Origin of the sequence: Salipaludibacillus sp. HK11, from assembly GCF_047795645.1 — a bacterium.
In the GTDB taxonomy this organism is placed as follows: domain Bacteria; phylum Bacillota; class Bacilli; order Bacillales; family Salisediminibacteriaceae; genus Salipaludibacillus.
In genome coordinates this window covers 4,236,873-4,250,387 of record NZ_CP181045.1, presented here as the reverse complement: position 1 = coordinate 4,250,387, position 13,515 = coordinate 4,236,873, and the positions used below count along the sequence as shown (strand labels likewise).

11 protein-coding genes are annotated in these 13,515 nt (G+C 38.7%); 5 read left to right on the top strand and 6 right to left on the bottom strand.

Annotated features, from left to right (window positions below; all coding sequences use genetic code 11):
* Window positions 1–37: 37 nt before the first annotated feature.
* Together ACM26V_RS20190 and ACM26V_RS20185 are read right to left on the bottom strand one after the other, a co-directional pair.
* On the bottom strand, window positions 38–1,207 hold the full coding sequence (locus ACM26V_RS20190) for an extracellular solute-binding protein (RefSeq protein ID WP_416148580.1): 1,170 nt from the start codon (window positions 1,205–1,207) through the stop codon (window positions 38–40).
* Window positions 1,208–1,435: 228 nt separating this feature from the next.
* Window positions 1,436–2,494, bottom strand: coding sequence for an ABC transporter ATP-binding protein (locus ACM26V_RS20185; RefSeq protein WP_416151928.1), 1,059 nt, complete (start codon window positions 2,492–2,494; stop codon window positions 1,436–1,438).
* A 386-nt stretch (window positions 2,495–2,880) separates the two neighbouring features.
* Between ACM26V_RS20185 and ACM26V_RS20180 the strand changes: the two genes are divergently transcribed.
* From ACM26V_RS20180 to mgtE, 4 genes are all read left to right on the top strand, one after another.
* Window positions 2,881–3,036, top strand: coding sequence for a cytochrome c oxidase subunit 2A (locus tag ACM26V_RS20180; protein WP_416148579.1), 156 nt, complete (start codon window positions 2,881–2,883; stop codon window positions 3,034–3,036).
* A gap of 19 nt (window positions 3,037–3,055) precedes the next feature.
* Window positions 3,056–3,523, top strand: coding sequence for a cytochrome c oxidase subunit II (locus ACM26V_RS20175; RefSeq protein ID WP_416148578.1), 468 nt, complete (start codon window positions 3,056–3,058; stop codon window positions 3,521–3,523).
* A complete protein-coding gene (locus ACM26V_RS20170; RefSeq protein WP_416148577.1) occupies window positions 3,524–5,224 on the top strand; it encodes a b(o/a)3-type cytochrome-c oxidase subunit 1 in 1,701 nt (566 codons plus the stop codon).
* A 240-nt stretch (window positions 5,225–5,464) separates the two neighbouring features.
* Entirely contained in the window at window positions 5,465–6,811 is a 1,347-nt protein-coding gene (gene mgtE / locus ACM26V_RS20165) for a magnesium transporter (RefSeq protein WP_416148576.1), read from the top strand.
* A gap of 88 nt (window positions 6,812–6,899) precedes the next feature.
* Here mgtE and rocF read toward each other — a convergent pair whose 3' ends face one another.
* From rocF to pruA, 4 genes are all read right to left on the bottom strand, one after another.
* Window positions 6,900–7,769 carry an arginase gene (gene rocF / locus ACM26V_RS20160; protein WP_416151927.1) on the bottom strand — a complete coding sequence of 290 codons (870 nt, stop codon included), beginning with the start codon at window positions 7,767–7,769 and terminating at the stop codon, window positions 6,900–6,902.
* A gap of 191 nt (window positions 7,770–7,960) precedes the next feature.
* Window positions 7,961–8,860 (bottom strand): proline dehydrogenase family protein, encoded by a 900-nt coding sequence (locus tag ACM26V_RS20155; RefSeq protein WP_416148575.1) that lies wholly within the window; start codon window positions 8,858–8,860, stop codon window positions 7,961–7,963.
* 239 nt (window positions 8,861–9,099) lie between these two features.
* The gene (locus ACM26V_RS20150; RefSeq protein ID WP_416148574.1) at window positions 9,100–10,290 is read right to left on the bottom strand and encodes an ornithine--oxo-acid transaminase; all 1,191 of its coding nucleotides are present in this window, start codon (window positions 10,288–10,290) and stop codon (window positions 9,100–9,102) included.
* Between the two features lie 25 nt (window positions 10,291–10,315).
* Window positions 10,316–11,866, bottom strand: a complete 1,551-nt coding sequence (pruA, locus tag ACM26V_RS20145) for an L-glutamate gamma-semialdehyde dehydrogenase (protein WP_416148573.1) — start codon at window positions 11,864–11,866, stop codon at window positions 10,316–10,318.
* A 233-nt stretch (window positions 11,867–12,099) separates the two neighbouring features.
* Between pruA and ACM26V_RS20140 the strand changes: the two genes are divergently transcribed.
* Window positions 12,100–13,497 (top strand): sigma-54 interaction domain-containing protein, encoded by a 1,398-nt coding sequence (locus ACM26V_RS20140; protein ID WP_416148572.1) that lies wholly within the window; start codon window positions 12,100–12,102, stop codon window positions 13,495–13,497.
* Window positions 13,498–13,515: the final 18 nt, after the last annotated feature.

Genomic DNA, 13,515 nt, shown 5'->3' with positions numbered 1-13,515 from the left:
TAAGTCTTACGATAACCCCGAAAGTATATAATTCAAACTACCTTAATTCTAAGTCTAATCCAGAATCTTCAATAAGAGTTTTAGTGTCCTCAAAGTAATTACCAAGTTCTTTAAGCGGCATATCTTGAACATGCAACTCACTAAAAGGAACTGCTTCTTCGAATGGAGGATCGAGTTCCGTGTTGATCGGAACTTCTAATGATTCACCCACAAATGCTAATTGATTTTCTTCTTGCAATACCCACTCAATAAACGCCTCTGCGTTTTCTTGGTTTGGAGCACCAGCTACCATTCCTAGTCCCGCTGCATTAGCGATAGCACCCATCTCTCCATCACCTTGATCCGTGTAAATAAAGCCAACATTATTATCTGTTGGTTCTTCTAGTTGTTGATGGTAATAGTAGTTATTAACCAAACCAAAAGCATGCTCTCCAGCACCTACTGCTCGGCGTATATCTCCGTGTCCTTGGAAAATTCCAGCTGCTCCTGTCTCTTCGTCTTGGATAGCTGTGATCCACTCAGAAGTTCGGTCGTCACCCCACTCATAACGTAATGCAGAGATATTTCCGATCATCCCGCCGTTTCCTCCACGAGTAATCGCATAGCCATTGTCCACTTCTGACCATTCCGGATCAAATAAATCTTCCATTTTCGTTGGCATTTCATCTTCGGAAATCATGTCTTTATTATAAATAAATCCACGTGCTCTTGCAGAGATTGCAACCCACTCATTGTTGTCTGCACGGTATTGTTCATCAATGCTATCAACATTTTCAGGTTCAAACCCTTCAAGTAAGTCCTGTTGATTTAAATATTCTAATGCACCTAAATCATTGGAAATGAATACATCCGCTTGAACATTCCCAGCTTCCTCTTGAATTTGCAGAGGATCTGCTTCATGTAGAGCTAATACTTCTATGCCTGTCTCATCGGTAAACTTATCTAATAGCGCCTGTACAAAAGTTTCATTACGTGCTGAGTATACTACAAGTTCGCCATCTAATTCCACTTCTTCTTGATTATTATTAGCCGCTTCTTCGGTATTTTCTTCCTCGTTGTTGTTTTCTACCTCATTGTTATTATCGTTTACTTCATTATCTGTCTCAGGATTATTCTCTGTTTCAGAATTGTTGTTATTTCCCCCGCAAGCAGCAAGGACTCCTAAAGATAAAATTAATAAAGCCATGAACATAAGTAATTTCTTCATAAAATATTCCTCCATCTATAATATGTTTAGTTGAAAACGATTATCATTATCAACTTAACCAACTTTACCGTCCTTTAATAATTTTGTCAACAAAAAGTATTAAAATGTTTTGACATTTCAATTGTTATTTGTAATAATTATTAATAAGTACAGATTATCGTCTGGACTTTAAAATTGAACAATAAAAAAGCAACTCACCCGAAACAATCGAGATAGTTGCTTACTCACCTACTCTACTAAGGCGACTAGTTCCGGTTTAATATCAAATGAAACAATAGCCCCTAGCTCGACATCCTGTTCAACAGGTGCATAAAGCAGCATTGGTTCTTGCGAAAGTTCTGGTTCATTATGAAGTCGCACATGAAGCTCTTGGTATTCTCCGCTATAAGTAACACGTTCTACTTGTCCGCAATAGGCACCTTCATCAGACAGACGACAACCTTCAGGACGAATCGAGAGTTTCACTGTGTCTAAGTGTTCTTGCCATTTCGTTGGCAAAGAAACTTTCCCTATATGTGTGTGAATATTCTTTAGATCCATGTCCATCGTCCCTGTTAACAAGTTTGTCTTTCCAACAAACTGCGCGACAAAACAATTTTTTGGACAACGATACATTTCCTTTGGCGCCGCAATTTGTTGAATGAGTCCATTATTCATGACAACGACTCTATCCGACACAGCAAATGCATCTTTTTGATCGTGAGTAACCATAATCGCCGTTGTATTAGCTTTTCTTAAAATATTTGTCACATCATATCGCATTTTCTCTCGCAATCCTGCATCTAAATTACTAAAAGGTTCATCCATTAACACAACATGTGGCCTCGGCGCTAATGCCCTTGCTAATGCGATACGCTGCTGTTGTCCACCAGAAAGCTCTGTAGGATAACGATTTCCGTAATCCTCCAAACCTACAAGTTCCAACACCTCTTTTGCACGCTTTTTCTTCTCTCTTGCATTCCATTTATTTAACCCAAACATGACATTTTTCAAAATAGACATATGCGGAAACAAAGCATAGTCCTGAAAGACCATACCAATGCCTCGTTTTTCTGGAGGGAGGGAATGACTATCACTATATACTTCTTTCCCGTCAATCTGAATTGTTCCACCTGACGGATTTTCAAAACCGGCAATCATGCGTAACGTCGTTGTTTTCCCACAACCACTTGGTCCGAGTAAAGTGATTATTTCACCTTTATTAATTTCTAAATATAACGAGCTAACCGCTGGATTTTCTCCGCCCGTAAAAAATTTAGAAATATTCTCTAATTGAATAAAACTCATCATTCCTACCTCCCAGAAAGTCTTTGAATAGTCAAGCCTTCTTCATATATGTTTCACTCTATTTTTTAGTTAGAAATCGTCAATAGTTGAGAATGATTTTCATTATAGATTAATTATAGCACATCCGTTTTTTTTACGTCAACGATGTTCATAACCTTGTCAAAATAATTTTGAAACAAATATGTCTAATAAGTTTGTTATTTTCCTTTACTAAAATTACAGATGAATTATTTATGTAAACACAGTGTAAATAGTGTAAATTCCACTTTTTAGAACATTTCACTAAACCTTCACAATTTGCGTTTCATCACACCTCATTCTTCTTATAGTATAGAAATTACAAACGAATATTATTATCATTCAGGAAAAATATTGGGGGGGTTCACATGAGTCAAACGGAACTAAAAAAACATCATAAACCATCAACAAAAGAGGAAGAAGCTTCTTCTTTAAAAGGAACGCTAGTTTTCGTTTTGTTCCTTGGGGGATTTATCTTAGTATCATGGTTTGCCATTTTTTATATATTTTTAGCAAGAGCGTAACAAAAGGGGGACTTATTCGATGCATTTACACAAATACGAAAAAATTTGGCTACTATTTGGCATTGGTTCATTAGTGTTGTTCTTAGCCGTTTTGGGGATAGCGGCTTTTGCATTCGGTCAACAACCACCAAGCCATATGCATACGCTTGACTCTCAAAACTTAGAAGGTTCGGTTTTTTCTGAACCAGGTTTAGAACAACTTGACGAAGATACGTACCGGGCAAGAATTGTAGCAATGGCGTTTGGATATGATCCAGGCACAATTGAGGTTCCTGTTGGCTCAACAGTCATCTTTGAAGTGACAAGCCAAGATGTCGTTCATAGCTTCACAATTCCTGGGACTAACGTCAATATGATGATAACTCCAGGCCATGTCAATATGATAGAACATACTTTTACTGAACCAGGCGAGTACTTAGTTCTATGCAATGAGTACTGCGGTACAGGACATCATTACATGCAAATGAAAATTGAGGTGACACCATAAATGACACAATCTAATTTAGCAGTAAAAGATGATTTTTCGAATCCAGAGATTCACGTTTCTCCGAAAGATGGAAAGTTAGCTTTTTATCACATCGTCATTGCTTTCTTTGCATTTCTTCTCGGTATTTTAGGCGGGCTGCTTCAAGGTCTTGCAAGAGGTGGGCTGATCGAGCTGCCAAGTTGGCTTACGTATTATCAAATCCTTACAGCTCATGGCGTTTTATTAGCACTAGTATTTACAACTTATATTATTTTTGGGTTCTTTTTTGCTGGTATGAGTAAAACTCACGGTCCTTTTTCGGATGGGTTAAGAAAACTTGGATGGGCAGGATTCTGGCTTACCACAGTTGGTACGGTGATGGCAGCAACGATGATCCTAGCGAATGAAGCATCGGTACTTTATACCTTTTATGCTCCTTTACAAGCTCATTATATTTTTTACATCGGATTAGTCTTGTTTATTGTAGGAACTTGGTTAGCCGGGGCCTCGATCATGGCTCACTATTTTAAGTGGAAGAAACAAAACCCTGGAACCCCTACACCACTTTTTGGATTTATGGCAACTGCAACAATTATTCTATGGATCGTTGCCGGCTTAGGGGTTGCTGCTACCGTCTTAGGACAATTGCTTCCTTGGTCGCTCGGAATGACAGATGAAATTAACGTTGTATTGAGTAGAACACTTTTCTGGTATTTTGGACACCCACTCGTCTACTTTTGGATTATGCCAGCTTACATGGTTTGGTATCTTGTCATTCCTAAGGTCATCGGTGGACGACTTTTCAGTGGATCTCTAGCTCGTCTTGCGTTCGTGTTATTCTTATTATTTTCTATTCCTGTCGGTTTTCATCATCAATTAATGGAAGCAGGAATAACGGAGTTTTGGAAATACATTCAAACGATACTGACCTTTGTGGTCGTTGTTCCATCTTTATTAACTGCGTTCTCGATTTTTGCTACATTTGAGCAAACAGGACGGGAGAAAGGTGGGAAAGGTATATTCGGATGGTTGAAGAAACTCCCATGGGGCGATGTTAGATTTTTTGCTCCTTTTATGGGAATGCTTATTTTCATTCCCGCTGGTACTGGTGGTTTAATTAACGCTAGTTTCCAATTAAATGCGGTCATTCATAATACTATGTGGGTTGTTGGACACTTTCACATTACCGTTGGAACTACAGTTGTCTTAACATTCTTCGGAATGGCTTTCTGGCTGATCCCCGTGATCACGGGACGAAGATTAACAAAGTTTATGAATCGATCTGGTATTGTAACAACCTGGCTATGGACAATCGGCATGATGTTTATGTCTGGTGCCATGCATATTATGGGATTATACGGCGCTCCAAGAAGAACAGCATATACAACCTATCAGGACCATCCCCAAGCCTTAGCTTGGTTTGAAGGGATTTTCGCCAGTCACATTACTGTGGCACTTGGAGGTGTCATTTTGACAGCGGCTGGATTTCTAATGTTTTATAACTTTGTCTACTTAGCGTGGTTTGCACCTAAAGGCGTCACAGAATTTCCAATGACACCTGATCCAGATGATACGCATAACACTCCAGCTTTTCTTGAAAATTGGAAACTATGGATCGGCATCGCCATCGCACTCATTTTATTTGCTTATACTATTCCAATATACGATATGATTAACAATGCACCGCCTGGTTCACCAACATTTAACAATTTAATCCGTTAAAAATAAAAAAGGCTGCCACCATGGGCAGCCTTTATATATAATTATCCCCCATATATTCATAGCTACGATTTATTTGCCCCTCCTCAAGTTTCTATTTTATATCTAAAACATTCCACATGTTCTTGTTATAATAGGGTATACATTAAGAGTAAGTACAATAAGTGCAGAGTCAACAATTCATGAGTATTCGAAAAATCCTAATGTATGAGAAGATAATATTATATCGGAAGGTGGTCTTGAATGGATACAGATAAATTAACGGTATTGACAATAAAACTTATGAAAGAACAGAAAAAAAGTGCCCTTCAAGAGATGACCGAAGAGCTTCATCCATACGATTTGGCAGAACTTTATCGTGCGCTTCCAGAAAAGCATCACTTTAAATTTCTTACTTTTATAACTTCTAAAGACATCGCTGACTTAATGATGGAACTAGAGTCTGATATGCAAAAAGAGGTCCTTGAAAAACTCGGGATTGAACGCTCTTCAAAAATCATGGATATTATGGATAACGATGACTTAGCTGACTTACTAAATGAAATTTCAGAAGCAAAGTTAGCTGAATACCTCTCCGCTATGGAGACAGTCGAGTCCACAACTGTTCAACATTTAATGAGCTATCCTCCTGAAACCGCCGGCGGTATTATGACCAACGAATTTGTTTGGATTCGTGATTATTATACTGTGCGTGATGCGATTGATAAGTTCAAAAGTTTTGCCGAGTTAACGCGAAATATTTATTATTTATATGTCATTGATGAGAACAAAAAGTTAGTTGGAGTTGTCTCATATCGTGATTTGTTGCTTGCAGATATGAATGAAAAAATTAATGATATTATGTTTAACCGCGTCATTTCAGTTCACACTCATATGGACCAAGAAGAGGTTGCCCAGCTTATACAACGGTACGATTTTCTCGCCGCTCCAGTTGTGGATGAACATAATGTGTTAAAAGGAATTGTCACTGTTGATGACGTTATTGATGTATTTCTCGATGAAGCACAAGAAGATATTGAGAAATTATCCGCTTCAGGTAAGGACATTGATTTTCAAACAAAAGCTGTCGTTGCTTCATACCGAAGATTACCGTGGTTAATTTTACTGTTATTCATCGGACTCATCTCAGGCACGATCTTAGATAGCTTTGAGGATACATTAGATCAAGTCGTTGCTTTGATCTTTTTCATGCCAATGATCGCTGGAATGACAGGTAATACAGGGACTCAATCACTAGCTGTCGTCGTTCGTGGACTCGTTACCAACGAAACGGATCGAGGAACAATTTTAAAATTAGTCTGGCGTGAGTTCAAAGTTGGAATTATTATTGGAATTGTCTGTGGACTGCTCGTCTTCATGATTGCTATGATTTGGCAGCAATCTCTCGTTTTTGGGTTAGTCGTAGGTCTCAGCTTACTTGCGACATTAATTATTGGAACGATGGCCGGAACTGTCATCCCTCTCTTATTATTTCGAGTAGGAATAGATCCCGCAATCGCTTCAGGACCTTTAATCACAACACTTAATGATATCTTTTCGTTATTAATTTATTTTGGAATCGCAACGAGTTTAATGCACTATTTAATTTGAATGTAAGTACGACAACAAAAGCCATTCATAGGAGGAACTCCTGAATGGCTTTTGTTTTTTCGAGTATTTAAATACATACAACTATTTTTTAAAGCAGTTTCTCTCCAAATAATGAACCGATTAATCCAACCGCTACTTCTCCCGTTTTGTTCTCTGTATCGAGAATAGGGTTCACTTCTACAAATTCAGCAGATGTAACAATTCCCTTTTCTGCTAACATTTCCATCGCTAAGTGGGTTTCTCGGTAACTTGGCCCTCCCATAACTGGAGTCCCAACACCTGGGGCATCAATTGGATCAAGCGCATCCAAATCTAGACTTAAATGAACGCCGTCTGTATTTTTTGAGACATGTTCAATCGCCTTTTCCATCACTTTGCTCATTCCCAACCGGTCAATTTCATGCATCGTAAAAACTTTTATGCCCTTTTCTTTAATAAGCTCACGCTCTCCCTCATCTAAAGATCGAGCACCAATAATAACAATATTTTCTGGTTTGATTTTAGGCGCATAGCCACCAATTTCCGTCAAACTCGGATGTCCAATTCCAAGGCTTACTGATAAAGGCATTCCGTGTATGTTACCTGAAGGTGATGTTTCTCCTGTATTCAAATCACCGTGAGCGTCGTACCAAATCACTCCTAGGTTTTCTTTTTTATCAGCTACCCCAGCTAAAGTTCCAATTGCGATACTATGGTCTCCCCCTAGTACAAGAGGGAAATTGCCTGCTTTTATGACATCCGTAACCGAATCTGCCAATGTTTGATTTACTTTCACAACAACATCTAAATCTTTTAAATTCTCTTCATTTTTTACGTCCAATTCATATGGGCGACCAATAGAAATATCCCCTTGATCTTCCACTTCATATCCTATATTTTTAAGTCTTGCAACAACTCCAGCATAACGGATTACACTAGGTCCCATATCAACTCCACGTCGAGTTTGACCAAGGTCCATAGGGACTCCAATAATTGATACCTTCTTTTTCAACTTCTTCACCTCTACTTTTCTTAACCGTATGTTATTATTCTAGCTGGTTCACGAAATCTCTCGAAAATATTATTGTACAATATATTTAACGCTCTCAGGGGTTTTATTTAAATGACGCTGTTAAGGATAGGATTGATATTTAAAAAATACGGTCATTTTCAAATTAACCCTCTTAACGCGAAGGAAATATTTTGCGGGCGCTCGGCAAGCCGTCTCATATAGAAGGCAAACCAGTCATTTCCAAAGGGGATATAGATCCTCATTTTATATCCTTCTTTGGCGATTTTCACTTGGAGTTCACGTCTGAAGCCATATAACATTTGAAATTCAAACTTGTCGTTGCTAATACCATGTTCGATGACAAATGCTTTGACGTCATCAATGATTCGATGATCATGTGTTGCAACTGCTGTATAACTACCACTTAACAAGTGTGCCTTTATAATATTCAAGTAGTTTCGATTTACTTCTTCTTGGTTTTGATATGCAACATCAGGAGACTCCTTATAGGCACCTTTAATCAACCGTAAGTTTACTCCTTTTAAATCACGCGTATCCTTTTCTGCCCGATATAAATATCCTTGGATAGCCGTCCCTACACCTTCAAAACTTTCTCTTAATTCATGCAATATTTCTAACGTAGCATCTAAATGAGCGTAATCCTCCATATCAATCCGCACAAATATCTTGTGTTTATCGGCTGTCTCCAAAATTCTCATCATGTTGTCGCGACAGAGATTCCTATCAACATCCAAGCCAAGTTGAGTAAGTTTCAAAGATAAATGACAATCAACTTTTGATTCTGCAATAGCTTCGAGTGTACGTATACAGAAATTCGCAGATTCTAGTGCTTCTTCACGACTTGTTACAAACTCGCCTAAATGATCGACAGTCCCACTCATCCCCTGTTCATTTAGGTTTCGTACAGTATTGATAGCTTCATCAATTGTCTCTCCAGCAATGATTGATCTCGCACCGAATTTTGGCCCCCATTTGGTAGCTTTTGATTTCACAAACTTGTTATTCGATAAATATAAGAAGAAATTCCTTGTAATCATCTTCCCCACCCCTCTCTGTTTCATGCCACGGGAATGTAAGTCTGCTAAATCGCTTGTCATTTCTCCTTCGAGTTTGGTAATAACTTATGATATCCATTAAGAAAGTCAAATTTATTTTTGCTAAACTCTATGAAACTTTGAATATGTCTAAAACTTTTTTCGAACAGGCCGCAACGAGCTTCTTTATGGAAAAAGAGAAAGCCCCCGACGAAACTAGGTCTCCCCCTTCTCTCGACCTTTTACGATAATACAGTTTTTATTTGTTCAATTGCCCAATCGAGATCCTCTTGAGAAATAACGAGTGGTGGCGCAAATCGAATCACCTTTTCCTGAGTCTCTTTGCATAATAATCCTTTTTCTTTAAGTTTTTCACAAAAAGGTCTAGCGGGTTCAGTCAATTCCACGCCAATGAACAATCCTTTCCCTCTTATTTCTTTGATGATTGGGTTGTCAATTGTCCTTAATTGGTCCGCAAAATGCGCCCCCATCTTTAAAGAACGGTCTACAAGGCCTTCTTCTTCAATCACCGTTAACGCCGCCATGGAAACTGCACAAGCTAGCGGATTCCCTCCGAATGTGGACCCATGAGAACCTGGTTCAAATACACCGAGAATTTCTTCGTTTGCGCAAACGACGGAGATTGGCATGACACCACCACCAAGTGCCTTCCCAAGAATATACATATCAGGTTCAACATCTTCCCAATCACAAGCAAACATTTTCCCCGATCGCGCGAGACCACATTGGATCTCATCAGCTACATACAAGACATTTTGTTGTTTACAAACATCGTAAGCTTCTTTTAAAAAGCCTTCCGGTGGAATATTGATACCTGCTTCTCCTTGAATAGGCTCGAATAAAAAAGCAGCTGTGTTAGGAGTGATTGCAGATTTCAATGCGTCTATATCACCAAATGGAATGACTTTAATACCAGGGAGCATAGGGCCAAAATCCTTCTTATTAGCTGCGTTTGACGATAATGAAACAGCCGTCATCGTTCGGCCATGAAAATTATTTTCACAAACAATAATTTCGGCTTTGTTCTCTTCTACCCCTTTCACGCGATACGCCCAACGACGGACAGCTTTTACAGCTGTCTCTACCGCTTCTGCCCCCGTATTCATTGGAAGAACCATCTGTTTATTTGTTAATTTAGACACTTTTTCATAAAAGGGTCCTAATTGGTCATTATGAAATGCCCGAGACGTTAGAGTTATTCGATCAGCTTGATTTTTCAAAGCGGCAATAATCTTAGGATGACGATGCCCTTGGTTCACTGCCGAATAGGCACTAAGCATGTCTATATACTTATTTCCTTCTGGGTCTTTTACCCACACGCCTTCTGCTTTTGCAATAACTATAGGAAGAGGGGTATAATTTCTCGCCCCGTATTTTTCTGTTACTTTGATGATTTCTGTAGTTTTAGTCATTTAAAGTCTCCCTTCATTTTACAAATTAAAACATATCTGATACTGTTTTCGGCTGAAGGAAGTGGAGCAAATAGTCCGGTCCTCCAGCTTTTGAGTCGGTACCTGACATGTTGAATCCACCGAAGGGATGATAACCAACAATTGCTGCCGTACAACCTCGGTTAAAGTAAAGATTCCCAACATGATAATCATCACGTGCTTGCTCTAAATGGTCCCTATTATTAGAAATAACCGCACCCGTTAATCCATATTCTGTGTTGTTCGCAATATCAATCAGTTCATCGAAGTCTTTCGCTTTAATAAATGCTACGACAGGACCAAATATTTCTTCTTGAGTGATACGAGCCTTAGGATCAACATCTGCAAAGACTGTCGGTTGAACGAAGTAACCTTCAGAATCATCTCCTGTACCACCTGTCATTAATTTCCCTTCACCCTTACCAATTTCTACATAGTCCATAACTTTATCAAAAGCTGCTTTGTCATTTACTGGTCCCATGAATTTAGAGTTATCTTTGTAAGTTGGTCCAACGGTCAGTTCCTTTGTTTTAGCCACAACGTTAGCAAGCACCTCATCGTAAACATCTTGATGAATCACCGCACGAGAACAAGCTGAACACTTTTGTCCTGAAAAACCAAAAGCAGAATATACAATCGACTCTGCGGCTAATTCTAGATCTGCTTCGTTGTCGACGATAATCGTATTTTTTCCACCCATCTCTGAAACCATCCGCTTCATCCAAATCTGTCCCTCTTGAACTTTGGCGGCTTTTTCAGCGATATGAAGCCCTACTTCTTTAGAACCGGTAAAATTTATAAACCTTGTTGTCGGATGATCAACGACATAGTCACCCATCTCAGAACTACTTCCAGGAATGTAGTTCACTACTCCTTTTGGAAGACCTGCTTCTAATAAAACTTCCATAAACTTATATGAGACAACTGGGGTTGTGCTAGCCGGCTTTAATAAAACTGTGTTACCAGCAACTATTGGTGCAACGGTTGTCCCAGCCATGATTGCAAATGCAAAGTTCCAAGGCGAAATTGTTACACCTACGCCTAAAGGAATATAGCTAAAGCGATTATTTTCGCCGTCTCTTGAATTGATTTCAATACCGTCTTTCAACCGAAGCATCTGTCTGGCGTAATATTCTAAGAAATCGATCGCTTCTGCCGTATCTGCATCCGCTTCTTTCCAAGGTTTTCCTGCTTCATAAGAGAGCCATGCGGAGAATTCATGCTTCCTACGACGAATTATCGCTGAAGCCCGTAACAAAATATTTGCCCGTGCTGCTGGATCCCATTTTTTCCATGTTTTAAAAGATTCAAAAGCAGCCTGCATCGCCTTTTCAGCTAGCTCCTCGCTACACTTCGATACGTACCCGATAACTTCGTTTCTACTAGATGGATTTTCTGATACCGTTTTATCTTTTGTGAATATTTTTTCGCCATTAATAATAAGAGGGTATTCTTTTCCTAATTGGCCCTTCACATAATTCAAAGCCTTTTGATACGCTATCTGATTCTCCTCAACCGAAAAGTCCGTAAATGGTTCATGTCTGTAAGGTACTACCATGGATAGATCCACTCCTTTAAAATAGTTTGTATTTCTTAAAAATATTCCTACACTTAATATATAATGCAAGATTCATGCCAATTTTAAAACCACCACTGATAACGCTCTCATTATTTTAAAAATTAAAATTTATTCGGCACTGCAAATATATATTGCGGAAAATAGCAAAATAAATTTGCACCCTTATACTTATCATTAGTAAACTAAAAGTATCTTGAGAGGAGTGAACGAATGTGGCTGAATCGACAACGATTCCTTATTTACCTGACGTGTACCGGCAACTTCTTGATGCAATCGATGTAGGAATACATGTAATTAACAGTCAAGGTAAATCAATCATTTATAATCGGAAAATGTCCGAAATAGAAGATATGGGTCGAAATGATGTTTTACACAAAAACATAATGGAAATATTTTTGTTCCAATCAGAAGAAGAAAGCCGATTATTACAAGCTCTCAGTAAAGGATTCATTCATAGACATGCTAAACAAACTTATTTCAACTTTAAAGGGCAGGAAATAACTACCATTAATGATACATTCCCCCTTACTCACGAAGGCAAACGGATTGGAGCCGTTGAAATTGCCAAGGACATAACTAAAATTGAACGCCTCACAAGAGAAAGCGTTCGCGATAGGCAAGATGCTACATTTACATTTGACCAAATCATTGGCTCTACTTATACTATCCAAGAAGTGATCAATAATGCGAAACAAGCAACTCGCACCTCTTCATCAGTTCTAATTTATGGTGAAACAGGGACAGGAAAAGAGTTATTTGCGCAAAGTATTCACAATGGAAGTGATCGGACGTCAAAACCATTTATTAGTCAAAACTGTGCAGCTCTTCCTGAGTCACTGATCGAAGGGATTTTATTCGGTTCTGTTAAAGGAGCTTTCACTGGTGCGACAGATCACCCTGGATTATTTGAACAAGCAGATGGCGGGACATTAATGTTAGACGAAATTAATTCACTTAGTACTTCTCTTCAAGCAAAATTATTACGTGCCCTCCAAGAAAAATCCATTCGCAGGATTGGAGACATTAAGAATCGGTCGATCGATGTTCGCATTATTGCGACTGTAAACGAAGACCCCATTGTATCTTTAGAAAAAAATCATTTGCGCGAAGATTTATACTATCGGCTCAGTGTTGTTTCTATTCTAGTACCACCATTAAGGCATCGAAAAGCAGACATTAGTATGTTAGTTGATCACTTTATCGCTAAATATAATCAAAGATTTCAATTAAATGTTCCTGGGATAACTGAAGAAGTTGAACAGCTCTTCCAAAAACACGAATGGCCAGGTAATGTTCGCGAGCTCGAACATATGGTAGAAGGCGCCATGAACCTCATCTATTTTGACGAAAAAATCGATATGACTCATTTACCTATGCATGTAAGAACAAAACTCTCGACATTAAATGCTACGCCAAAGAAAACAGAATTAACCTATCGCCCTCCTCACCAACCAATGAAGCCACTTCAAACTTATTTGGGAGAAATGGAACGAGATTATATTCAAGAAATTCTCCAACATCACAAAGGAAATGTCACTAGAACCGCAAAAGACCTCGGACTCAGTAGACAGAGTTTGCAATATCGAATTAAAAAATATCAATTGGAATAAAAATTAGGATAGATTCTA